Raw genomic sequence first — 26,660 nt, forward strand, 5'->3', positions numbered from 1 at the left:
AAAATGATTAAACACTTACTCTATGCGGCACCACTGTTGCCGATATTTTTGTCGTCTGTCGCCTATCAGGCCGAACCGTTGACGGAATATTTTATTGTCGACTTTAAACAGAATACAGTTTTTTCAAACCCGGGCTTTTCTATAGAACCTGCCCCACATAGCTTGTCGGGCAGACCGTCAGTTGTTGCTGACACAAACAGCTGTGCAGGATCAGACTCACCTCCTGGTGACAAACCACATAGATCTCGCGGTTACAGTGTCAAAAAGCCCATGATTGAGTCGATTTCCTGGCAGTTGCTTTACGCAACCGACCTGCTGGTTGGTTACAAACTGATCCTGACCTGCAAAGAGGCCTCCCGGAGCTCTACCCCTCATTCATCCCTACCCGAAGCGGTTGTCGCTATCGGTTCGCTTTTAAGACGTTATTGGTACCTCGATTCATCGATGTTTGCCCCGATTGAAGAACAAATTGAACAACAAGAGGCAAGTCAGGAGAACCCCTTTGCGATCACCACTATGATGTTTGGCTCCGGACAAGCCCGACAGCAGGGTCGGCCACCAGAATCATCGGGACAACCAGTCCGGCAAACCACGCCCCACCCCACAGACTATTTCGCCAGCTTCCCCTATTATGACTTTGACGACGGCAACGGCCCCCCCCCCAAACACCTGCATACCTTCGGTTTAAATTGTTTCGTCCATCCCTGTTACGGTGTTTGTCAATTCCGATCATCATTCGATATCAGAGAGTCTGATGAATCGCTGTTCAATTTCTTAGAAAACAGGTCAGACCAGACAAGAACAACACCCGAACAAAGCTCATGCCCTTATTTGGCTAATGAACGCGGCTACCATTACCTGAGTCATTCAGGTCCTCAAAAGTCTGCACAGCCCAAGCAAGCTGATCTTGTCAAAACATTGAGTTTTCTCATTCCCATTGAAATCAAGCGCAATTTTGACCCGTTCTCTGAGTCAGAGGCCCATGGTATGGGTATGGGTGGCAACCCAGCTGACAGCCGCAACCCTTCAGGCTTAATGAGAGCCGCGGTAGCCTCTGTAACGGCCCCTGACTGGCAACTAACCTGTGACGTGATAGTGGTCGGGGAGGATGACCAGCTAAAGCCATGTGGGGCAGTCTGCAATAATCCTAAAGCCCTTTCATCTCACAAAACCAGAGCCCACACACGGCAAAAAACCTGTGACGTAACTGTGGGTTGGGAATATGGCCAGCCAGTGCCGTGCGGGATGGTCTGCAAGAATGCTAATACTCTGTGGGATCACAAAATAAGAGTACACACCGGGCAACAAACCTGTGACACGACAGTGATTGAGGAAAATGGCCAGCAGCGGCCGTGCGGGAGGATCTGCGAGAATGTTAAGGCCCTGTCGTGTCACAAAAGCAAAGCCCATTCTGGACAAAAAATCTGCAACGTGAAAGTGTTCGGGAAAAATGGCCAGCAGCAGCCATGCGGGACGGTCTGCAAGAATGCTGGAGAGCTGTCGGATCACAAAATCAGAATCCACAGCGTTCAAAAAACCTGTGAAGTAATAGAGGTCGGGGAAAATGGGCAGCAGCGACGATGCGGGAAGGTATGCAAGAATGCTAAAGCTTTGTCGAATCATAAAAAAAATACCCACATCGGGCGACATACCTGTGACGCGACAATGATCGGAGAGGACGGCCATCAGCGACCATGCGGGAGGGCCTTCATAAGTAATAAATCTCTGTCGGCTCACAAATCAAAAGTCCACAGTGGAGCAAAAACCTGTGACCTTATCGTCGTCGGAGAGAATGGCCGTCAGCAATCCTGCCGGACGGTCTGCCAGAATGCGCTAGCCCTGATGAATCACAAAAAAAAAACACATCAAAAACGCAAGCACAATAATGTAGACCAGAATGGTGAACTCAGGCTTAAAACAGGCAAAGCAAATAAGTAATGCCAGCCCTTTCATGAGGCTTTGACCGATACCAACTTTGTCTTTTAAGAAGGCCTTCGAAACAAAAACACACTTATTATCTTGATCTATCCTTCCTCTCTACCGTCTGGAATGCGGGGATAAAATTATTAAACATTCATTCTTTCCGATACCGCTGTTGCTGATACTGGTATCCTCTGTCGTTTGTCAGGCAGAGCTTCTTATTGTTGAGTTTAAAGAGAATGCAGTTTTTCCAGGACAGAGCTTATCTATAAAGTGTGGCCTGCATAGACTGCCGGGCAGCCAGATAGCCTTTGCCGACATAAACATCCATGCAAGATCGGACTCACCGCCTGAAGACAGGCCAGACACATCTGGCCGTTACGGGGTCATGACACCCCTTATTGAGCCGATTTCGTGGCAGTTACATTACGCGTCTCATCTACTGGTTGGTTACGAACTGCTGATCCTGACAACCAAAAACGCTCTTCCAGGCGCAGCCCCTTGTTCATGGCTGCCTTTAGAAGCGTTTGTCGCTATCGGTCGGCTTTTAGGAAGTTATTGGGACACCGATTCACCGCTGTTGAACCCGATTGAGCAACACACTGAACAAAAAGAGGTGAGTCAGGATAATCCGTTTGTGATCACCACTATGATGTTTGGTTCTGGACAACCCCTGCAGCAAGGCCAGACATCAGGACCGTTCGTCCAGGAAAACACAGCAGCAGCTTCCTTCACTGGAAGTTCTTTCAATCATCCCCTATATTCTGACTCTGGCGGCGGTAACGCAGGCCCTCAACATCACTCACATACCTTGGGTTTAAATTGTTTCATTCACCCCTGTCATGGCGTTTGTCAATTCCGACCATCATCCAATAACGGAGGACCTGATGAATGGCTGCAGAACTCCGAAGAAAATTTCCCAGACCACAAGGTAGCCAGCCTCGAACAAAGCTCATGCCCACATCTTGCTAACGGGCGCTGCTTTAGTTGCATAAGTCATTTTGATCCTGAAAACTCTGGCTACTCTTACCAACAAGACGAACTTTTCGAAGCATTCGATTATTTCGCCCCGATTCAACTCCAATACATTAATGACACCCCTGTTCACTCAATGATTACCGGTTCAGTTCTTATAAATGACGCCCCTTTCGGGCGACAAGCCTGTGATGTGCCCGTGACCGGAGAAGATGGCCCGCAGAAAACATGCGGAAAGGACCACAAGAATGCCCGGTCTCTGCCGACTCACAAACGCAAAATCAACAAGAGTAAGAAAACCTGTGACGTGATCGTGATCGGGGAAGATGGTCAGCCGCGGCCATGCGGAAAAGCCTGCATACATTATCTGGCTCTGTCCTATCACAAAAGAAGGGACCACAGCGGGCAACAAATCTGTGACGTCATTGTGATCGCAGAGAACGGTCAGCAGCGTCCATGCGAAAAGGTCTGTAAGAATGCCAAGGCCCTGACGGATCACAAAAGCAAGTACCACACCGGGCAAAAAGTCTGTGACGTGATCGTGGGCACAGAAGATGGTCGGCATCGGCCATGCTGGCTGATTTTCGACAATGCAAAAAAACTCTCGGATCACAAAAGAAAATGCCACACCGGGCAAAAAACCTGTTGGGTGTCCGTGGTCACAGAGGATGGCCATCAGCGGCCGTGCGGAAAACTCTGCAACAATGCCCGCGACCTGTTGGTTCACAAAAGAAGACACCATTGTGTGCAAAAAGCCTGTGAGCTGACCATGGTCGGGGAAGACGGCGATCGGGGGCCATGCGGAAAGCTCTGCAAGAATGATCATGCCCTGTCGGAACACATAAGAACTCATGGAAAACGCAAGCGCCTTGATGTGAACCAGAACGATGACCTCAATCCTTTAGCTGAGCCAACCTTTCTCGAGAGATAGAATTATTAAACACTCACTCTTTGTGACACCGCTATCGAAAACGCAAACCTGTTGATGTGAAACAGAAAGGCTTTGACAGAAAAGCATACTTATTCTCTTGATCTATCCTTCCTATCTGTAAATCAGAATGCAAGGATAGAATTATTAGACATTCACTCTTTGCGGTACTGCTGTTTCAACTACAGTTGTTACATGTCGTCTGTCAGGCCAAACCGTTGAAAGAACGCTTCGTTGTCGCGATTCAACAAAATGCTGGTTATCCAAACCAAATCATTTCTATAAGACATGGCCTGCATTCACTGCCGGTCGCCCTCTCAGACATTGCCGACATGCACGGCTTTGGAGGATCAGATCCACCGCCTGATGTCAAAGATCACGGCGGTTACGGGGTAATCCCCCCCCTCATTGAATCGATTTCATGGCAGTTGCGTTACGCTACTCACCTGCTGGTGGGTTACGCACCGTTCCTGACCACCGGAGATTCCCCTCCAGACTCGAGCCATTATTCATGGTCATCTGAAGAAATGGTTGTCGCTCTCGGCTGGCTTTTAAAAAGTTATTGGAACCCCGATTTACTGTCATTTAACCCAATTGAACAACACATTGAACAACAAGAGGTGAATCAGGATCAGTCGTTTCCGACCATCACTATGGTTTTTGGCTCCAACCCCGGATGTGACCGGCAACAATACCCGCCATCAGAATCATCCAGTCAGCAAGCCCCAAAAGCCACCAGCTACGTCACAGGCTATTTCACCAGTCTTCTGTACTCTGACTCTGACGGCGGTAGCGGAGACCCCCAACAACACTCACATACTTTGGGTTTAAATTGTTTCGTCCATCCCTGTCATGGTGTTTGTCAATTCCAACCATCAGGAGCATTTCCCGGACAAAGCTCATGCCCCCATTTGACCAATGGACACTGCTTTAGTTGCATGTGTTATTTTGATCCTGAAAACAATGAACATGTCCAAAATAAATCACCTTGCAAAACATTAAATAACTTTATACCACTCGATTATGATATGCCTACAGACTGGAATGAGCCTTCCACCACAAATGTTTTTGAGGTCATGAAGGGGTCAATCGAACTGAATCGTCTTCTCGAAGAAACTGACATGGCTTCTACGCTCAACCAGCCAGCCATCACTCAAGCCCCGGTAACCCACGGGGATGCTGTACCTGGAACGACACATCGCGAGCAAGACCTCTCGGTTCACAAAAGCAACGACCACAGCAAGCAAAAAAACTGTTGCATTACCATAGTCTGTGAGAGTGGCCAGTCGCAGACGTGCGGAAAGGTCTTCGTGAGTGCCAAATCCCTATGGGATCACAAAAAAAGAGCCCACAGCGAGCAACAAGCCTGTAAAGCCACTGTGGTCGATAAGGATGGACAGTTGCAGCCATGCGGAGCAGTATGCAAGAACGCTCGATCTCTGACGGTTCACAAAGCCAGATACCATACCGGGCAAAAAACCTGTGAAGTGACAGTGACCGGAAAGCACAACCAACAGCAGCCATGCGGGACAGTCTGCAAGAATGCCCAAATGCTGTCGGATCACAAAAAACAAGCCCATGTAGAGCAACAAACCTGTGACGTGACAGTGAGCGGTGCGGATGGTCAGCCGCGACCGTGCGGGTCGGTCTGTAAGAATGCCCGATGCCTGTCATCTCACAAGACCAAATACCATACCGGGCAAAAAACCTGCAACCTGACAGTGATCGGGAAAGATGGCCAGCTGCGACTATGCGGAAAGCTTTGCGAAAATAATCAATCTCTTACGAATCACAAACTAAGGGAACATGGCGGGCGACAAACCTGTGGCTTAACAGTGGTCGGGAAGGATGGCCGACCGCGAGCATGCGGGACAGTCTCCAAGAATATTCAGTCTCTCATGGCTCACAAAAGCAAATACCACAGAGGGCAAAGAATCTGTGAGGTGGCCGTGATTGGTGAGGATGGCCAGCAACGTCCATGCGGAAAGGTCTGCAAGCATTCCCAACATCTTTCGTACCACAAAATAAGGGAACACAGCAGGCAAAAAGTCTGTGGCCCTAAAATGGTTGGGGTGGATGGCCAGCCACGACCATGTGGAACAGGCTGCAAGAATGCTCTTGCCCTGAAGCAACACAAAAGAAGTCACCGAAAACGCAAGTCTGCTGATGTAGAGCAAAACCAATAAAGTGTTACCCGGAGCAAACTCTGTCATTTGACAGGAGGCCTTTGAGAAAAGAGTCTATTTAGTTTCTTGATCTATCCTTCCTCTCACTAAAACAGAGTAAAGGACGGAATTATTAAAAACTCACTCTTTGCGGCACCGATGTTGTTCCTACTGACGTTGTCTGTCGTCTGTCATTCTAAACCCTTAGCAAGACATTTTTTTTCCGGGCTTGAACGGAAAACAGGTTTTCCAAACCTGCGTTTCTCTACACAGCGTGATCGTTGTGCATTGCCAGACAACCCGTCAGTTATCGTCAATACAAACGTCTATACAGGATCAAATTCACTAACTGATGACAAAGCGAGGGAATCTCGCGGTTACGGGGCTGAAACCATCTTTATCGAATCGATTTCATGGCAATGGCTTTACGCTACTGAGCCTCTGGTTAGTTGCGAACTTATCCTGACAACCAAGGAAGCCTCTCTTAGCTCTATTCCTTATTCGTGGTTACCACCTGTAAAGGGGCTTGTCGCTGTCAGGTGGCTTCCGGGTCGCTACTGGAACTCCGCCCCCCCACTGGTGAACCCGATTGAGCAACAAGAGGCAACATTCATGCTGACAGAGGGGGATCAAGCATTTGCAGCAATCACAATGATGTTTGGCTCTGGAAATAACCAGCATGCCTACCAGCAACAAGGCCAGCCATCAGAATCATCCGGCCAGCGGGCCCCGTTAGTCAGAGGTTATTTCACTAACCTCTTGTATTCTAGCTCTGATGACGGCGACGAAGACCCTCAACAACACCAACATACTCTGGGTTTAAACTGCTTCGTCCATCCCTGTCATGGCGTTTGTGAATTCCTACTGTCATCCGACACCAGAGGGTCAGCAGAATGGCCACTGAATTCCAGACAAAGCTCACACCCACACATGGCGAATGAATGCTGCTCGAGTTGTATAAGACCATTTGATTCTGAAAATACTGCACTCTCAATAAATGCAGGGACTGACTATACAACTGCTGCCGAGCCGCTCAGGCACGATGCGCCAATGTCCGGAAATACGCCTTCCAGCGCTATGGAATCTGCGAGCATTGATCAGTCACCTGCTCTAAAGGATCTTTTCGAAGAAGTCGGGACTTCCACCTCGCTTACCTGGACAGACACATTGCAAGTCCTGTCGGATCATAAAATAAAATGCAGCAACGAACGCAAAATCTGTACCATGCCTGTGCTCGAGAAAGGTTGCCAGCCGCGGCTATGCTGGAAGCTCTGCAAGAATGATCATGCCCTGGCAACTCACAAAAGCAGATACCACTCTGGACAGAAAACCTGTCACGTGACCGTGATCGGGGAGGATGGCCAGCCGCGTCTCTGCAGAAAGGTTTGCAAGAATACTCTGGCCCTGTCAACTCACAGAAGAAGAGACCATAGCAAGCAAGAAACCTGTGACGTGATCCTGACCGGTATCGATGGTACGTCTCAGCCATGCGGGAAGGCCTGCAAAAGTGCTCAAGCTCTGTCGACGCACAAAAGAAGAGACCACAGCGGAGAACAAACCTGTGACGTGACTATGATCGCGAAGGATGGCCAGCTTCGGACGTGCGGGAAGGTCTACAAGAGTGCTGAGGCTTTGACGCTTCACAAAAGCCGATACCACAGCGGGCAACAGATCTGCTACAAGACCGTGATCGCAGAGGAAGGCCAGCCGCAGCCATGCGGAAGAGTGTGCAAGAATGCTTGTGCTTTGCAGGATCACAAAAGAAAAGAACACACCGGGCAACAAATCTGCGACTTAACAGTGGTCGGGGAGGATGGCCAGCTGCGGCCGTGCGGGAAGACCTGCAAGAATGCTCATGCCCTTTCGGAGCACAAAAGAAGACACCGAAAACGCAAGCCTGTTGATGTAAAGCAAAACGAATGAGGTTGACCCGGTGCAGACTCTGCCTTTTAACAAAAGGCCTTTGAGAAAAGAGTAGATTTCATTTCTTGACCTATCCTTCCTCTCTGTACACCAGAGGAAAGGATAGAATTATTAAAATCACATTCTTTGCGCCACTACTGTTGCTTATACTGGCATTGTCTGTCGTCTGTCAGTCTGAAACGTTGACAAGACACTTTGTTGTCGAGCCTGAACAAAAAACAGGTTCTCTAAACCAGTGCTTTTCTATAAAGTGTGACAGGCGGATATTGCCAGAAAACCCATCAGTTATTGCCAATACAAACGTCTATACAGGATCAAATTCAGCACCTGATAACGAACTGAAAATATCTGGCGGTTACCGGGCAAAAACCATCCTCAGTAAATTGATTTCATGGCAATGGCTTTACACTACTGAGCTTCTGGTTGGTTACGAACTTATCCTTAAAGCCAAAGACGCCTCTCTGAGCACCACCCCTTATTCATCGCTACCTGTAGAAGGCCTTGTCGCTGTCGGCTGGCTTTTAAGTGGCTATTGGAACCTCGATTCGTCGCAGTTTAACCCGGTTGAACAACAAGCGACAACATCTATGCTAACACAGGGAGATCATACATTTGTCACCATCACAATGATGTATGGCTCTGGGAATCACCAACATCCCTATCAACAACAAGACCAGCCATCAGAATCATCCGACCGGCAGGCCCAGGTAGCCACAAGCTATTTCAATAGCCTCTTGTATTCCCTCTTTGATGACGATAACAGAGCCCCTCAACAACACCAACATACTTTGGGCTTAAACTGTTTCATCCATCCCTGTCATGGCGTTTGTCAATTCCGACCATCACCCGACACCAGAGAACCAGCAGAATGGCTTCTGAATTTCGGACAAAGCTTATATCCGCATTTGGCTAATGAACACTGCTTTAGTCGCATAATACAATTTGATTCTGAAAACACTGCACACTCAACAAGTGCAGGGGCAAACTATGCAACTGACCCTGAGCCACTCAGGTATGTTTCGCCAATGTCTGGAAATGAGCCTTCCGGCGCTGAAGAATCTGCGGGCATGAATGGGTCATCCGTTCTTAAGAATCTTTTCGAAGAAGTCGGTACTTCCACTTCGCTTATCAGGACAGGCACATTACAAGCCTTGTCGGATCACAAAAAAAAATACGACCACGAACAAAAAATCTGTATCGTGACCCTATTCGAGGAGGATGGCCAGCAGCGAATATGTGGGAAGCTCTGCAAGAATGCCAATGCGCTATCGTCTCACAAAAGTTCATACCACAGGGGGCAAAGGATCTGTGACGTGGTAGTGATCGGGGAGGATGGCCAGCAGCAGCCTTGCAGGAGAGTTTGCAAGAATAGTCAAGCCCTGAGAGATCATAAAAGAACAGAGCACTCTGAGGAACAAACCTGTGACAGGACAGTGATCATGGAGGAAGGCCGACAACGCACATGTGGGATGACCTTCAAGAATCCTAAAATCTTGTCGTACCACAAAAGAAGAGACCACTCCGGGCCACAGTCCTGTCACATGACCTTGGTCGGTGAGGATGGCCAGAAGCGGCCATGCGGGACAATCTGCAAGAGTGCACAAACCTTGATTGAGCACAAAAGACTAAAACACACTGGTTCAAAAACCTGTGACATAACCGTTATCAGAGAGAATGGTCTGCAGCAGCCATGTGGAACGGTCTGCATTAGTTCTCACGCCCTGTCGATTCACAAAACAAGATACCACTCCGGACCGAAGACCTGTTACACGACCGTGATCAATCAGGATGGCCAGCAGCCATGCATGATAGTCTGCAGGAATAATCAAGCCCTGAGAGATCACAAAAGAAAAGCGCACACTGGGCAACAAATCTGTGACAGGACGGTGATCATGGAGGATGGTCAGCAACGGCCATGCGAAACGGTCTGCAAGAATGCTAAAGCCCTATCGACTCACAAAACCAGATACCATAACGGGCCACAGACCTGTGTTATGGCCGTGGTCGGTCAGGATGGCCAGCAGCAGCCATGCGGGATAGTCTGCAAGAATGGCCAGGCCCTGAGGGATCACAAAAGACAAAAGCACATCGTGCAACAAACCTGTAACCTGTTCAGGGTCGGGGAGGATGGTCAGCAGAGGCCATGCAAGAAGGTCTGCAACGGTGTTCAAGCCCTGTCGGATCACAAAAGAAGACAACACACCGGGCAACAAACCTGTAACCTAACCATGGTCGGGAAGGATGGCCAGCTGTGGACATGTGGAACGGTCTGTAAGAGTGCTAAAAGCCTGTCCGATCACAGAAGAAAAAAACACTCCGGGCAGCGAACATGTGACGAGACCATGGTCGGGGAGGATCGCCAGCAGAGACTATGCGGAAAGGTCTGCAAGAACACTAAAACACTTTATGAACATAAAAAAAAACACCGAAAACGCAAGCCTGTCAATGCAGATCAGGACGATGAACTCAGCCCTCCGGAATTTAAAGTAAATAAATAACTAACGATCTGATCAGACACCATTAATTATGAATTGATCTATCCTTTCTCTTTGTGAACCGAAGGCTGGGATAGAATTATTAAACACCCACTCTATGCGGCACCGCTGTTGCTGCTACTGTCTGTCGTCTGTCAGGCTCAATCGGTGACAAGACATTTTGTTAATGAACCTGAACATAAAACAAGTTCTCCAGACCAGTGCTTTTCTATAAAGCGCGCCCGGCATAGATTGCCAGACCATCCATCAGTCATTGCCAATAAAACCGGCCATAGAGCATCAGATTTACCGCCTGACGACAAGCCAAAGGAACCTGACGCTTATGGGGTAAAAACCGCCCTTGTTAATTCGATTACGTGGCATTGGCTTTACGCCGACCATCTGCTGGTTAGCTTCGAACTGATCCTGATCATCAAAGATGCCTCACTATATTCCGCCACTTATTCATGGCAACCTGTAGAAGTGGTTTTCGTTGTCGCTGCCGTCTGGCTTTTCAAAAGCTATCGAAACTCAGGTTCGCTTCTGCTTAGCCCGGTTGGACAACCTAACCCAATTGAACAACGAGACGCGAACCAGAATTACCCACTTGCCACCATCATTTTGATGTCGGACTCTGCACAAAACCAGCAACAATGCCAGCCATCGGAATCATCGGGCCAGTTCGCCACGAAAGCCACCGCCCGCCCTTCAGGCTCTCTCACTCGCTTCCATAATACTGGGTATAGCGGCGGTAGCGGAGGCCCTGAACAAGACCAACATACTTTAGGTTTAAATTGTTTTTTCTATCCCTGTCATGGCGCTTGTCAATTTCGACCATCATTCGAGAGCGGTGAGCCAACTGAGTGGCCATTGAATTCCGAACAAAGCTCATGCCCTCATTTGGCTAATGGACGCTGCTTCAGCTGCTTAAGTCAATTGGACTCTGAACACACTGAACACCCAATGTATACAGGTGCAGACTTTACAGCTTACCTCGCCGGGTCGTTCAATTATAATGCGCCTACGCCCGATAATGAGCCTCTCAGCACGAATGAATCTGCGGTCACTACCAGGTCACCCACTTTTCAGAGTTTTTTCGAAGAAACCGGAATTTCTAGCAGGCCCACCCAGACAGACACACCACAGGACCCGACAGCACCTGAGAATGCTGTATTTGGAACGATACATTGTCAACAATCCCTATCGGATCACAAAATAAAATACGACATCAGACTACTAGCCTGTAACATGACCGTAGTTGGGAAGGAGGGTCGGCGTCAGCCATATGGAATGGTCAGCAAGAATGCTCAACCCCTGTCGCTTATCGAAAGAAGAGAGCAAAACGAGCCAAAAACCTGTGACGTGGCCGTGGTCGATGGGGATGGCCAGCGGCGGCTATGCAGAACAATCTGCAGGAGTCTCAAAGCCCTGCCAGATCACAAAAGAAGACAGCATACTGCACGAAAAACGTGTAACGTGATCGTGGCCGGGGAGGATGGTCAAAAGAGGCCATGCGGGAAGATCTGCAACAATACACAAGCCTTGTCGGATCACAAAAGAAGACATCACACCGACCAACGGACCTGTGACGTAACCGTGGTCGGCAAGGATGGCCAGCCGCGGCCATGTGGAACGGTCAGCAAAAGTGCTAAAAGCCTGTTAGATCATAAAAGAAGAAAACACTCCGGGCAGCGAACCTGTAACAAGATTGTGGTCGGAGAGGATAGCCAGCAGAGATTATGCGGGAAGGTCTGCAAGAACCCTCAATCTCTTTCGGATCACAAAAGAATACACCATTCCGGGCAACAAACCTGTGACGTAACCATGGTCGGGGAGAATGGCCAGCAGCGACCATGCGGAAAGATCTGCAAGAACACTAAAACCCTGTATGAACATAAAAAAAGACACCGAAAACGCAAGCCTGTCGATGTTCAACAGTACGATTAACTCAGCCTTCCGGAAAGTTAAGTAAATAAGTAACGACTTGATCAGAGACCACTTCAATCATCAAGTGGTCTATTCTTCCTCTCTGTATAGCAGAACGCAGGGATAGAATTATTAAACGTTCACTCTTTGTAGCACCATCATTACTTCTGCTAATGTTGTTGTCCGTGATCTGCCACGCCCAACCATTAACAGAACGTTATACTGTCGAGCTTGAACGGAAAACATCTGTTCCCAACCCACGCTTTTCTATAAAGTGTGACCGTCGTACATTGCCGGGAAGCACTTCCGATATTTCCGACACCAGCGACTATGCAGGATCAGACTCGCCATCTGACAAAAAACACAACAGATCTGGCGGTTACGGGGTCAAAACGCCCCTCATTGAGTCGGCTTCGTGGCAATTATTTTACGCTACTTTTGTGCTGGTGGGTTACGAACGGATGCTTACCACCAGAAATGCCCCTCTCAGTTCCACCCCTTATTCATGGCTACCTGCAGAAGTGGTTGTAGCTGTCGGTTGGCTTAAAACAAGCTATCCTCTCCTTGATTCACCACTGTTTAACACGGTTAAACAATCGATCGTACAACCAGAGACAAGTCAGGATCACTCGTTTACCACCATCACTATGATGTTGGGTAGCGGACAAGACCAACAACAAGACCTGCCATTTGAATCATGGGAATCTCAAGCCACTGCCGACCATACAGGCTTTTTCACTCATCTCACGTATTATGATCATGACCATGGCGACGGTGACGGAGGCCCTGAACAACATCAACATACTTTCGGTTTAAATTGTTATGTCCATCCTTGTTATGGCGTTTGTCAATTCCGACCATTATCTGACAGCGGAGGGTCAGCTGAATTGCCACTGAATTTTGAACAAAGCTCATCTCCTCATTTGTCTGACGGACTTTGCTTTAGCTGCATCAGTCATTCTGATTCTGAAAGTGCTGCGCACCCAATGAGTTCAGGGACAGACTATACAACTGACCCTACCGGGCCGGTCCATGATGATGTGCCAGAGCCCTGGACTTTGCCTTTCCGGACTGATGTATTTGAGGGCATTAATGGGTCAAACACTCTTCAGAGTCTTCTTGAAGAAATCGGAATTTCCATTACGCATACTCAGACAGACACATTACAAACTCCAACAGCACCTGATAATTTCATAACCGGAACGACACATTGCCAGGGAACTCAGTCGGATCGCAGAATAAAATACGACAACAAACAACAAATCTGTGACATAACCGTGATCGGAGAGGATGGCCAGCCGCGGCCATGCGGGAAGGTCAGCAAGAATACTAATGCCCTGTCAAGTCATAAAAGCAAATACCACACTGGGCGAAAAACCTGTCACATGGCACTGATCGGGCAGGATGGTCGTCAGTGGCGATGTGGGAGGGTCTGCAAGAATGCTCAAGCCCTGACGCTTCACAAAAGAAGAGAGCATTCTGGGCAACAAACCTGCAGGCTGACAGTGGTCGGGGAGGATGGCCAGCCGCGGCCATGCGGGACGATCTGCAAGAATGCTGTGGCTATGGCGGCTCACAAAAACAAATGCCACACCGGGCAACAAATCTGCAACGTTATAACGGTCGGGAAGGATGGCCAGCCGCAGCAATGCGGGAAAGTCTGCAGCAATGCTAAAACCCTTTCGGGACACAAAAACAGGAAACATAGCGAGCAAAAAACTTGTGTCGCAACTTTAATCACAAAAGATGGCCAACAACGGCCTTGCGGAAAGGTCTGCAGCAATGTCCAGGCTCTGTCGGTTCATAAAAGAAGATACCACACAGGGCCAAAAAGCTGTGACGTGACCGTATTCGGGCAGGATGACCAGCCGCAGCCATGCGGGACATTCTGCAAGAACCTTCAAGCCTTGAAGGATCACAAAAGAAGACACCACAGCAAGCAACAAATCTGTAACATAACCGTGATCGGGAAGGATGGTCAGCAGCGACGATGCGGGAAGGTCTGCAACAACGCTATAGCCTTTACGGATCATAAAAGAATACATCGAAAACGCACGTCCGCAGATGAGCACCCGGAGTATGACTCCAATCTCAAGAAGTCAGAATATAAGTAATGATCTGATTAGACATCACTCCGATCATGAGCGTCAGCAGTTTGCCGCAAGGCAAACCACTTTGCAGATACTTTTTGCCCAGAGCAACTTTTGGTTTTTAACAAAAAGTTATTGGCAGAAAAATACATTTATTTTCTTGTTCTATCCTTCCTCTCTGTATACAAGAATGCATGGATAGAATTATTGAACACTCTCTCTTTGCTGCAACACTATTGCTGATGTTGTTGTCTGTCGTCTGTCATGCCGAACCCTTGACAGAACGCTTTATTGTCGAGCTTGAAAAAAATGCAGTTTTTCATAACCAGAGCTTTTCTATGAAGAGTGACCAATGTACATTGCTGCGCGACCCATCAAACATTGCCAACACAGACGACTGTGCAGGACCGGACTCGCAGCCTGATGACAAGCCCCGGAAAGCTGGCGGCAATCGGGCAAAATCGACCATTATTGAATCGATTTCGTGGGACTTGCTTTACACCACACATCTGCTCGCTGGTTGCGTAATGATCCTGACCACCAGAGACGCCCCTCTATGTCTCAACCCCTTTTTATGGATACCTCCAGGAGAGGTTACCACTATCGGTTGGCTTTTAAAAAGCCGTTGGAACCCCGATTCACCGTCGTTTAGTTCTGTTGAAAAACCAATTGAACAACAAGAGGTGAGCCAGAGTCACACGTTTGCGACCATTACTATGATGTATGGCTTTGGAGAAGACTCACAACAAAACCAGCCATCAAAATCATCCGTTCAGGAAACCACAACAGTATCCCCCTACCCTGGAGAATCATTCAATCATCTTCGGTATTCTGACTCTGACGGAGGGGACGCAGGCCCTCAACAACATTCTCATACTTTGGGTTTAAATTGTTTCGTCCACCCCTGTCATGGCGTTTGTGATTTACGAGAATCATCTGAGAGCAAAGAGCCAGCTGAATGGTCTATGAATTGCGGACAAAGTTCATGCTCTCATCTGGCCAACGGGCTCTGTTTCAGTTGCATGGGTCATTTTGTTCCTTTAAACAGTACACATTGCCAACAAATCCCGCCTCTAAAAATATGGGATGATATCCCTGCCATTATGAGTCAATACGATTCTGGTCAACTATTTCGGCAACAGCCGCACAGCATTGATGTCAACCCAACCAATAGCATCAGCTCAGTAGAACGGGTTGCCTCAGATGGGGTCGTCTCAGACTCAGTGAGCGCAGAGGCAATCTCGAGAAGTGACGCTACCGGGCAATCGACCTGTAATGTAATAGTGGTCTGGGAGGATGGCCAGCTGCGACCTTGCGGGAAGGTCAGCAGGAATGTTCAGGCACTGTCAGTTCACAAAAGTAAATATCACACCGGGCAAAAAGTCTGTGACGTGCTAGTCGACGGGGCAGATGGTCAGCAACAGCCGTGCAGAAAGATCTGCATAAATGCTGCTACCCTGTGGAATCACAAAAGAAGCGTCCACACTATTCAGCAAACCTGTGATGCGACCGTGGTCGGCCAGGATGGCCTGCTGCGGTCATGTGGAAAGTTGTACAGCAATATCAGAGCTCTTTGGAATCACAAAAGAAGCACCCACGGCGGGCAAAGAATTTGTAACGTAAAAGTGACTGGTGAAAATGGCCGGTTGCAACTATGCAGGGCAGTCTGCAAGAGTTCTAAAGCCCTGTCGGTTCACAAAAGCAAAGTCCACAGCGGGCAACGAACCTGTGACGTGACAGTGATCGGTGAGCATGGCCAGCTGCAACCATGCGGAAAGGTTTGCAAGAGCGCTAAAGCCCTTTCGGATCATAAAAGCGGATACCATACAGGAAAAAAAACATGTGACGTGACCGTAGTCGGGGACGATGGTCAGCAACGACCATGCGCAGCAGTCTGCAAGCATGCTCGAGCCCTGTCGACTCACAAAAGCGTCACTCACATCAGGCAAAGAACCTGTGACGAAACAATCGTCGGAGAGGATAGCCAGCAACGGCTATGCGGAAAGATCTGCAGGAGTGCTCAAGTCCTGTCGGAACACAAAAGAATGCATCGGAAACGTATACCTGTGGGTGCAGACGAAGACGATGACCTCAGTCCTTGATCTGATAACCGCCCTTTCATAAGATTTTGCCCGGTGAAGCCCTGGGCTTTTAACAGAAGGCCTTTGACAGAAAAACGCGCTTACTTTCATGATCTATCCTTTCTCTCTGTAACCCAGAACGCAAGGATAGAATTATTAAATCCCCACTCTTTTCGGCACTGTTTTTGCTGCTACTGACGCTGTCTGTCGTCTGTCAGAGTCAACCGTTAACAGGACATTTTGTTATCGAGTTTGAACAGAAAACAAATTCTCCAAATCAGAGCTATTCTGCAAAGCCTGACCGGCAATTATCGGGCAATCAGTCAGGAGTTGTCAGCACAAACGACTGTGCAGAATCAGATTCGATGCCTGATAGCACACGACAGCGATCTCAAGATTACTGCGCAAACACGTCCCTTGCTGAATCGATTTCATGGCAATGGCTTTACACCACTCACCTGCTGGTTGCTTATGAACAGATCCTGACCACCAAAGATGCCCCTTCTGGCTTCATCCATTATTCATGGTTACTTGCAGAAGGAGTTGTCGCTTTGGGTTGGCTTTTAAAAAGCTATTGGAACTCCTATCCACCGCTCTTTAACCCAATTGAACAACAAGAGGCAACGTCTATGCAGACACAGGGAGATCAACTGTGTGCAGCCATCACTATGATGTTGGGCTCTGGACAAAATCAGCAACAATGCCAACCATCAGAATCATCCGATCGTGAAGTCCCGGAAGCCACCAGTCACTTTACAGACGCTTGCATTCGTCTCCTTTATTCTGACTCTGGAGACGACAAAGGATACCCTCAAAAACAGCAGCATACTTTCGGTTTAAATTGTTTTGCCCATCCCTGTCATGGCGTTTGTAGTTTTCGGCAATCATCCGATATCAGAGAGACCTCTGAATGGCCTGAAAATTTCGTAGAAAGTTCGACAGCCCAAATAGGAGTATCAGCCGGACAAAGCTCATGCCCTCATTTAGCCAATGGATACTGCCTTAGTTGCATAGGCCACTTTGATCCTGTATTCGCCACACATTTCCAACACTCAATGAGTGCACAGGCTGCCTATGCAACTGACCCTGCCGGGTCAATAAATCATGGGTTGCCAATGCCCATAAACCGGACTTCCACCACTCATGATTTTGTGGCCATTAATGAGCCTCTTTATCCTCCTGACCCTCTCGAAGAAATCGGAATGTCATCTCACAAAAGCAAATACCACAGCGGACAACAAACCTGTGACGCAACAGTCATCGGGGAGGAAGGCCAGGAGCGATCATGTGGAAAGATCTGCAAGAACAGACAAGCCTTGTCGGTTCACAAAACCAGAGCGCATACCGGTCAGAAAGCCTGTGATGTAGCATTGGTCGGAGAGGATGGCCAGCCACGACTGTGTGGGGTTGTCTGCAAGAATCTTCAAGCCCTGAAAGATCATAAAAGCAAAATCCACAGTGGGCAAAAAACCTGTAGTGCGATAGTGGTCGGGGAGGACGGACAGCCGCGGCCGTGTGGGACGGTCTGCAAAAATATTCAAGTCCTGTCGTATCATAGAAGAAGAGACCACAGCGGGCAACAAACCTGCGCCGTGGTTTTGGTTGGGAGGGATTGCCAGCAGCGGCTATGCGGAAAGATATGCAGGAGTGCTCGAGCCCTGTCGGACCACAAAAGAGTTCATCGAAAACGTAAACCTGTTGGTGTGGACGAAAACCTCACCCCTTGATCTGACAGCCTACCTTTCATGATATTTGCCCGGTGCAACCTTGGTCTTTTAAAACAAGGTCTTTGAAAGAAATTACGCTTGTTTTCTTGATCTATCCTTCTTTTCTGGAACCCGAAACGCAAGGATAGAACGATTAAGCATTCACTCTTTGTGGCGCTGTTGTCGCTACTACTAATGTTTTTTGTCATTTGTCAGGCTCAACCGTTGACAAGGGGTTTTGTTGTCGAGTTTGAACAAAAAGCAGTTTCTCCAACGCTGAGCTTTTCTATAAACCCTGACTGGCATACATTGCCGGGTAATGCGCCAGACATTTACGATAACAATGGCCATAAATTAAGAGTTTCGCTGACTGATGAAAAACGACAAAGACACAATAACGTAGTAAAACACCCCATTTTTGAATCTATTTCGTGGCAATGGCTTTATACTACTCATCTGTTGGTTAGTAACGAACTGATCCTGAGAAACAAAGACGTCTCTCTTAACTCCACCCCTTATACATGGCTAATTTTAGAAGCGGTTGTCGCTATCGGTTGGCTTTTAAGAAACTATTGGCCCCCCGATTCACCACTGTTTTGCCCGATTGAACAACAAGAGGCAACGTCTATGCTGACACAGAGGGATCACCCATTTGCGACCATCGCTATGATGTTCAGCTCCGGACAAGACCAACAAGAAAGCCAACCATCAGAATCATCGGGTCAGCAAGCCTCTCAAGCCACCAGTCACTTTACAGGCTCTTTCATTAGCCTTCTGTTTTCTGACTATGACGACAATAACGGAGGCCCACAACAACACCAGCATACTCTGGGTTTAAATTGTTTCGTCCATCCCTGTAATGGTGCTTGCAGTTTCCGGCAATCATCCGATGGCGAAAAGCCCGCTGAGTCCCGCTGTGAGCAGTCCGACGCACCGATACAGACGACAAAAATAGAAATCGCTCAATTAGGAGCAACGGCAAATACCGGACAAAGCTCATACCCTGACTTGACGAATAAACACTATCTAAGTTGCATAAGCTCTTCTGATCCTGAAAAAGCTACACACTCCTTGGATAATTCGCTTTTTCAAGAATTGCAGGAACTTTCTGACAGTCAATTCTCACTCTATTTCGACCAACTAGTTGAGCCAGAGCCGTATGTTATTAATGGTAATCTGCCCAATAGCTGCAACCATACAGACGGGGTCGCCTCAGACGGGGTCACCTCAGACGGGGTCGCCTTTACGCTCGGGCATTTGCCTGCCATCAATAATGATTTTGGATTCATTAATGAGCCATTCGATCCAAGTAGTATTCTCGAAGAAGCCGGATTTTCCCTTACGCTCAGCCATTCAGCAGCCCGGCAAACAAACACTGAAGTATTCCAACCGGGTCAGGACCAACCCCATCTTTTCCGAACAAGCTCAGTACAAGCCCTGTTAGCTCAGAAAATAAAAGAAAACATCGAACAAAAAACTTGTGACGTGAAAGTATTGGGGAAGGATGGCCAGCTGCAGTCATGCGGGAAAGTCTACAAGGATACCCTATCGCTGTCATCTCACAAAAGCAAATACCACACCGGGCAAAAATCCTGTGACATAACCATAGTCGTGGACGGCCAGCCGCGGCCATGCGGCGCGGTCTTCAAGCATGCTCAATCTCTGTCGTCTCACAAAAGCAGATTCCATAAGTGGCAGATAACCTGTGATATGACCGTGGTTGGGGAGGATGGCCAGCATCGGCCATGCAAAAAGGTCTGCAAGAGTCCTCATGTCCTGTCGGGTCACAAAAGAAAAGACCATAGCGGGCAACAAACCTGTGACGAGACAGTGGTCGGGGAGGATGGTCAGCCGAAGCCATGCAGGACGTCATGCAGGAATGCTAGTGCTCTGTCGACCCACAAAAGCAAATATCACACCGGGAAACAAACCTGTTACGTAAGCGTGGACGGAGAGAATGGTTTACCGCAGCCATGCAAAAAGATCTACAAGAGTACTAAAGCACTTGCAGATCACAAAAGAAAAGACCACAGTGGACTACAAACTTGCGACCTGGCAGTGATCGGGCAGGATGGCCAGCAACGACCATGCGGCACGGTCTGCAAGAATATCGAAGTTCTGTTGTGTCACAAAAGAAAAGAACACACCGGGCAACAAACCTGTAGCATCATTTTGATCGGGAAGGATGGCCAGCTGCGGCAATGCGGAAAGATCTGCAGGAATACTAAAGCCTTCTCGGATCACAAAAGAATACATCGCAAACGTAAACCTGTTGATGTAAACAAGGACGATGACCCCAATCCATGATCTGACACCCGCCCTTTCATGAGGTTTTATCCGTTGCAACTTTGAGCTTTTAACAGAAGTCATTTGACAGAAGGTCTTTGAGAAAAAACTCGCTTACCTTCTTGATCTATCCTTCCTATCTGTAACTTAAAACGCAAGGGTAGAATGATTAAACACTCAATCTTTGCGACAACGCTGTTGCTGATACTGTTTTTGTCTGTCATCTGCCAAGCGGAACCGTTGACAAGACGCTTCATTGTCGAGCTTCAACAAACGACAGATTCTCCAGCAAACCAGAGTTTTTCTGTAAGGCAGTGTGACCTGCGAACATTTTCAGGCATTGCCGACACAAACAGCTATGCAGGATCAGCTTCACTGCCCGACGGCAAACTACGCAGATCCTACGGTTATGGGGTAAAAACAACCCTTATTGAATCGATTTCATGGCAGTTGCTTTACGTCACTCATCTGCTGGTTGATTACAAACTGATCCTTAGCATCAAAGATACCCCTAAAAGAGCCATCCCTCACCCGTCACCACCTGTAGAAGCGATTATCGTTGTTGGTTGGCTTTTAAAAAGCTACTGGAACCAAGATTTACCGTCGTTGAACCCGGTTGAAAAACAAATTGAACAACAAGAGGCAGCACCCAAGCTGACACAGAAGGGTCAACCATTTGCCATCATTACTATGGGACTTGGCTCTGGACAGAAACAACAAGGCCAGCTTTCAGAATCATCTGACCAGCAAGCCTCGGGGGCAACCATCCAACTTACAGGCATTTTCACCAGCCCCCGGCATTCTGGCTCGGGCGGCGGTAACGGAGACTCTGAACAACACCCACATACTCTGGGTTTAAATTGTTTCGTAAATAGTTGCAATGGCGTTTGTATATTCCGGCACTCTTTAGATTCTGATCGCCATGCATATGACCAAAACAATGCATCCCTCGAAACGGAGTCAACCGGCCTACAAGAAAAAACAATCTCCCTTACTTTTCCCCACTTCCATTCTCAAGCAGGGACTTCAAACACACAACGAACCTGTCCCGCGACAATGATCAGAGAGGATGGTCGGCGGTGGCCATGCGGGAGAATCTGCAAGAGCGCTCAATCCCTGCGGGATCACAGGAGAAGAGACCACAGCGGGCTACAAACCTGTCTTCTGGCAGTGGTCGGTGAGGATGCTCAGCAGCAGACATGCGGGAGAGTCTGCAAGAGTTCTAAAGCCCTGTCGGATCACAAAAGAAAAGACCACAGCGGGATACAAACCTGTAACCTGACAGTGATCGGGAAGGATGGTCTGTCTCGGCCATGCGGGACAGTCTGCAAGAATGCTCAATCCCTGACGGATCACAAAAGAAGATATCACACTGGACAACAAACCTGTCACCTGACAGTGGTCGGGGTGGATAGCCAGCAGCGGCCATGCGGTAAAGTCTGCATGAGTACTAAAGCGCTGTCGGATCACAAAAGAAAAGACCACAGCGGGAAACAAACCTGTCAGGCGACAGTGATCGGGAAGGATGGTCTGTCTCGGCCATGCGGGACTGTCTGCAAGAATGCTCAATCTTTGTCGTCTCACAAAAGCAGAAATCACAACGGGCAAAAAACCTGCAAAACAAGCGTGGCCGGAGAAGATGATCAGCCGAAGCCGTGCGGAAAGATCCTTGATACCAGAAAAACCATGTGGAATGACAAAAGAAAAAATCACTCCGGACAAAAAACCTGTAAAGTGACCGTGGTTGGGGAGGATGGCCTGCAGCGGCCATGCGGAAAGAACTGCATGAATGCTCAAACTCTGTTGATTCACAAAAGAAAAGAGCACAGCAGGCAACAAACCTGTCACATGATAATGGTTAGGGAGGGTAGCCAGCCTAGTCCATGCGGGGTGGTCTTAAAGAATGCTCATTCTATGTCATCTCACAAATGCAAATATCACACCGGACGGGTGATCTGTGACGTGACAGTGGTCGGGGAGGATGGTCAACAACGACCATGTGGAATGGTCTGCAAGAGTAAAAGAATCCTGACAGACCACAGAAGAACACATCTAAAACGCAAGTTTAATGATCTGGACCAGAACAATGTCCCCAGTCCTTGATCTGCCTCTCGTCCTTTCATGAGGAGAACTATCAGGAGATAAAAGTCGTTTAAATGAATACCCCAAGCCATCCATCTTTCCCCGAATGGCACCTGATCGAGCTGTCCTGGCTTAGCAACGGATACAGCTGCGCCTAAATGGTTGTTTAACAAAAAGCACACCTAATTTCCTGATCTATTCTTCTTCCCAGTAAACCAGAATATAAGGATAGAATGATTAAACACTCACTCTCTAAGGCACCACTGTTGCTGCTATTTTTGCTGCTAGTGTTGCTGAAAATGTTGTTGTCTGTCGCCTGTCAGGCTGAACCTTTGACCAGACATTTTATTCTCGATCTTAAACAGAAAGCAGATACTCCAACACACCGGTTTTTTTTTAGAACGCAGCATGATCAGCATACATTTTCAGATATTGCCAACACAAACGGCTTTACAGAATCAGATTCGCCACCTTATATCAAACCACTCAGACTAAGCGGTATACTGAAACAGGGGGATCATTCCTTTGCAGCCATCACCATGATGCTTGGCTCTGGACATGAACAACCACAACTCGAGTCATCAGAATCATCCGGTCACAAAGGCCCGGATGCCACCACTTGCTCCAAAGGCTTTTTCACTGCTTCCTTTTCTGACTCCGGCGGCGGGAACGGAAATCCTGGGCAACACCCACATACTTTGGATTTAAATTGTTTCATAGATACCTGTCGTGGCGTTTGTCAATTCCGACAATCAGTAGATCCTGATAACTGTGTGTATGATCAGAACAATGCGCTTTTAGAAACTGAGTCACCCTATCTTAAAGAAAAGTGGATATCCTTTTCGTTTACCCGACTGTCACCCACGACAGAGACTCCGGAAACACAACATGTCTGTTATTTGACATTGTTCGATAAAGATGGCAAGCCTAAGCCATGCGGAAAAGTTTGCAAAAATTCCAAAGTCCTGTCGACTCACAAAAGAACAATCCACAGCGGGAAAAAAATCTGTGACGAAACAGTGGTCGGGGAGGATGGTCAGCCGCGAACATGCGAAAAAGTCTGCAAAAATAATCAAGCCCTTTACGATCACAGAAGAAATAAACATACCGGGCAACAATCCTGTGACCTGCCAATGGCTGCGGAGGATGGCCAGCCGCGAACGTGCAAAAAAGTCTGTAAAAATACTCAAGCCCTTTACTATCACAAAAGAAAAAAACATACCGGACAACAATCCTGTGACCTGCCAGTGGTTGGGGAGGATGGCCAGTCCCGGCCATGTGGAAAGGTCTTCGAGAATGCCATCACCCTGTCGAGTCACAGAAGAGAAGGACACAGCGGACCACAAACCTGTGACGTACCCCTGGTTGGAGAGGGTGGCCAGCCCCGGCCATGCCGAGTGGTCTGCAAGAATGCTCATGCTCTGTCGACGCACAAAAGTGCTTACCACACCGGACAAAAAACCTGTGAAGTGATAGTGGACAGAGAAGATGGCCAGCAACAGCCATGCGGGACGATTTGGATAAATGCCCGAGCCCTGACGAAACACAAAAGAAGTGTCCACAGCGAGCAACAAACCTGTAAAGTGACCGTGGTCGGGGAGGATGGCCAGTCGCGACCATGCGGAAAGTTCTGCAAGAATGCTAATGCCATATCGGATCACAAAAAAAGACACCGAAAACGCAAACATGAGGAACTGTACCAGAACAACGACCTCAGTCCATGATCTGATAAGGCCTTCTCATCAGGAGATCTATCTGAAGACAAAAGTCGTTAAAAAATACTCGAAGCCATCCATCTATCCCGGGATAGCTCTTGATCACGCCGTCCGGGGGCTCACCAACGGATACGTCTGCTTCAATGTTTCCTTAACGGAAGGTCGCTCACATAAAACACAGTTATTTTCTTGATCTATCCTTTCATGCGGTAAACCGGAACGTAAGGATATAATGATTAAACACTCACTCTCTTTAGCACCGATGTTGTTGCTGCTACTATCGTTGTCTGTTTCCTGTCAGGCCGAGGCTTTGACAAGGTGTTTTATTGTCGAGCTTCAACAGAAGACAGATTCTTCAGCAAAACAGAGCTTTTCTATAAAGCGTGACCAGCATACATATTCAGGTATTGCGGACACAAACGGTTATAGAGGATCAGATTCGCCGCCTGATAACAAACCACCCAGAGCCGCCGGTTTCAGGGTAAAAACGCCCCTTATCGAATTGATTTCGTGGCAATGGCTATACGCCACTTATCTGCTGTTTGGTCACGAACTGATCCACACCATCAACACTCCTCTTCTAAGCTCCAATCCATATCCATGGCTACCACTAGAGATGTTGATCACTGTCGGCTGGCTTTTAAAAAACTATTGGAACCCAAACTCACCGTTGTTTAATCTGATTGAGCAACAAATCGAACAGCACGAAGCATCATATATGCTGACACAGGTTGATCACCCGTTTGCCACCATCACCATGATGCATGGCTCTGGGCACGCCCAACAGCAAGGCCAGCTTTTAGAATCATCCGATCAGCAAGGCCCTCAAGCCAACACCCGGTATATAGACTCATTCACTGGCTCACTGTATTCTGACTCTGGCGGCGGTAACAGAAACCCTGGACAACACCGACATACTTTGAGCTTAAATTGTTTCGTAGATACCTGCGCAGGCGTCTGTCAATTCCGACAATCAGCAGATCACGATGCACATGCCCAATACAATGTACTTTTAAAAACAAAGTCATCCGACCTACAAAAAAAAGGAATTTCCTTTACGTTTACCCAGTTACCCTCCGCAGCAGATTCAGAAAGACAATATATTATTTATAAGACAGTAGTCGACATAAATGATCAGCCGCAACAATGCGGGAAAGTCTACACAATTTCCAAAGCCCTGTCGGGTCACAAAAGAAAAGTCCATAGCGGGCAAAAGACCTGTAACGAGACAGTGCTCGGGGAGGATGGTCAGCGACAGCGATGCGGGAAAGTCTGCGAGAGCTCTAAAACTCTTTCAGCTCATAAAAGAAAAGACCACTCCGGGCAACAAACCTGTAACGAGGTAGTAGTCGGGGATAATGGCCAGCCGCAGTCATGCGGGGTGGTCTCCAAGAATGCTCAGGCTCTGTCGTCTCACAAGAACAAATATCACACTGAAAAAAAAACCTGTGACGTGATAGTGGACAGGGAAGATGGTCAACAACAGCTATGCGGAGAGGTCTGCATGACTGCTTACTTTCTGTCAGCTCACAAAAGCAGAGTCCACAGCAACCAAAAAACCTGTGATGTGATAGTTGAGGGAGAGCACGCACAACGACGTCCATGTGGGATAGTCTGCAAGAATGCTCAAGCCCTTTCGGATCACAAAAGAATGACCCACAGCGGGCCAAGAGCCTGTAATAAGACCGTGGTAGTGGATGGCCATCAGCGGCCATGCGGGACAATTTCGATAAATAATCGAGCCCTGACGGATCACAAAAGAAGTGCTCACGGCAGTCAACAAACCTGTGACGTGTCCGTGGTCGGGCAGGATAGCCAGCAACGCCCATGCGGAAAGGTTTGTAAGAATGCCAGAGCCCTGTGGAGTCACAAAAGAAATGACCATTCAGACCAAAAAACCTGTGTTGAAATAATCACTGGGGAGGATGGTCAGCTGAGGCCATGCGGGAAGATTTGCAAGAATATCCAATCTCTATCGACTCACAAAAGCCAGTACCACACTGGGCAAAAAACCTGTGAACTGACTGTGGTCGGGGAGAATGGCCATCAGCGTCAATGTGGAACAATTTGGACAAATGCTCTAGCCCTGTCGTGTCACAAAAGAAGAGACCACAGCTGGCAGCAAATCGGTAACAAGCCAGTGGTCGGGGAGACTGGCCATCAACGGCCATGTGGAACGATATGGCAAGATGCCCGAGCCCTGTGGGATCACAAAAGAAGAGTGCACAACGGGCAACAAATCTCTGACAAGGCAGTGGCCGGGATGGACGGTTCGGCCCACAAAAGAACACATCGAAAACGCAAGCTTGTTGATCTTGACCAGGACGATGACCTGAGCCCTCAAAAACGTACAGTGAATCAGTAACGATCTGATCCGGTAAATGACTTC

General features: G+C 48.1%; 13 protein-coding genes. All 13 read left to right on the forward strand.

The features are described 5' to 3' along the window. Window positions 1–3: 3 nt before the first annotated feature. The 13 genes from KBW69_RS17955 (at window position 4) to KBW69_RS18015 (ending at window position 26,636) form a co-directional block, all read left to right on the forward strand. Complete coding sequence (locus KBW69_RS17955; RefSeq protein ID WP_257281743.1) at window positions 4–1,938, forward strand: hypothetical protein; 1,935 nt, start codon at window positions 4–6, stop codon at window positions 1,936–1,938. A 157-nt stretch (window positions 1,939–2,095) separates the two neighbouring features. Beyond that, window positions 2,096–3,826 carry a hypothetical protein gene (locus KBW69_RS17960; protein ID WP_257254032.1) on the forward strand — a complete coding sequence of 577 codons (1,731 nt, stop codon included), beginning with the start codon at window positions 2,096–2,098 and terminating at the stop codon, window positions 3,824–3,826. A gap of 215 nt (window positions 3,827–4,041) precedes the next feature. Next, entirely contained in the window at window positions 4,042–6,009 is a 1,968-nt protein-coding gene (locus tag KBW69_RS17965; protein WP_257281744.1) for a hypothetical protein, read from the forward strand. A 138-nt stretch (window positions 6,010–6,147) separates the two neighbouring features. Further along, a complete protein-coding gene (locus tag KBW69_RS17970) occupies window positions 6,148–7,911 on the forward strand; it encodes a hypothetical protein (protein ID WP_257274454.1) in 1,764 nt (587 codons plus the stop codon). A gap of 65 nt (window positions 7,912–7,976) precedes the next feature. Further along, window positions 7,977–10,409, forward strand: a complete 2,433-nt coding sequence (locus tag KBW69_RS17975) for a hypothetical protein (protein WP_257281745.1) — start codon at window positions 7,977–7,979, stop codon at window positions 10,407–10,409. Window positions 10,410–10,517: 108 nt separating this feature from the next. After that, the gene (locus KBW69_RS17980; RefSeq protein WP_257281746.1) at window positions 10,518–12,332 is read left to right on the forward strand and encodes a hypothetical protein; all 1,815 of its coding nucleotides are present in this window, start codon (window positions 10,518–10,520) and stop codon (window positions 12,330–12,332) included. A gap of 164 nt (window positions 12,333–12,496) precedes the next feature. Beyond that, entirely contained in the window at window positions 12,497–14,425 is a 1,929-nt protein-coding gene (locus KBW69_RS17985; protein WP_257281747.1) for a hypothetical protein, read from the forward strand. A gap of 170 nt (window positions 14,426–14,595) precedes the next feature. Then, window positions 14,596–16,503 (forward strand): hypothetical protein, encoded by a 1,908-nt coding sequence (locus KBW69_RS17990; RefSeq protein ID WP_257281748.1) that lies wholly within the window; start codon window positions 14,596–14,598, stop codon window positions 16,501–16,503. A gap of 164 nt (window positions 16,504–16,667) precedes the next feature. Then, window positions 16,668–18,209 carry a hypothetical protein gene (locus tag KBW69_RS17995; RefSeq protein WP_257254037.1) on the forward strand — a complete coding sequence of 514 codons (1,542 nt, stop codon included), beginning with the start codon at window positions 16,668–16,670 and terminating at the stop codon, window positions 18,207–18,209. Window positions 18,210–18,413: 204 nt separating this feature from the next. Continuing rightward, complete coding sequence (locus tag KBW69_RS18000) at window positions 18,414–20,495, forward strand: hypothetical protein (RefSeq protein WP_257281749.1); 2,082 nt, start codon at window positions 18,414–18,416, stop codon at window positions 20,493–20,495. A gap of 144 nt (window positions 20,496–20,639) precedes the next feature. After that, the gene (locus tag KBW69_RS18005) at window positions 20,640–22,577 is read left to right on the forward strand and encodes a hypothetical protein (RefSeq protein ID WP_257254039.1); all 1,938 of its coding nucleotides are present in this window, start codon (window positions 20,640–20,642) and stop codon (window positions 22,575–22,577) included. 212 nt (window positions 22,578–22,789) lie between these two features. Beyond that, window positions 22,790–24,280, forward strand: coding sequence for a hypothetical protein (locus KBW69_RS18010; protein WP_257275709.1), 1,491 nt, complete (start codon window positions 22,790–22,792; stop codon window positions 24,278–24,280). A gap of 223 nt (window positions 24,281–24,503) precedes the next feature. Next, window positions 24,504–26,636, forward strand: a complete 2,133-nt coding sequence (locus tag KBW69_RS18015; RefSeq protein ID WP_257281750.1) for a hypothetical protein — start codon at window positions 24,504–24,506, stop codon at window positions 26,634–26,636. Window positions 26,637–26,660 lie beyond the last annotated feature (24 nt).

It is taken from the genome of Endozoicomonas sp. ISHI1 (assembly GCF_024606225.1).
Lineage (GTDB): Bacteria > Pseudomonadota > Gammaproteobacteria > Pseudomonadales > Endozoicomonadaceae > Endozoicomonas_A.

Coding starts and splice junctions, on each gene's coding strand:
- KBW69_RS17955 (WP_257281743.1), top strand. CDS start 4: ATGATTAAACACTTACTCTATGCGGCACCACTGTTGCCGATATTTTTG.
- KBW69_RS18005 (WP_257254039.1), top strand. CDS start 20,640: ATGATTAAACACTCAATCTTTGCGACAACGCTGTTGCTGATACTGTTT.
- KBW69_RS18015 (WP_257281750.1), top strand. CDS start 24,504: ATGATTAAACACTCACTCTCTTTAGCACCGATGTTGTTGCTGCTACTA.
- KBW69_RS17990 (WP_257281748.1), top strand. CDS start 14,596: ATGGATAGAATTATTGAACACTCTCTCTTTGCTGCAACACTATTGCTG.
- KBW69_RS18010 (WP_257275709.1), top strand. CDS start 22,790: ATGATTAAACACTCACTCTCTAAGGCACCACTGTTGCTGCTATTTTTG.
- KBW69_RS17970 (WP_257274454.1), top strand. CDS start 6,148: ATGTTGTTCCTACTGACGTTGTCTGTCGTCTGTCATTCTAAACCCTTA.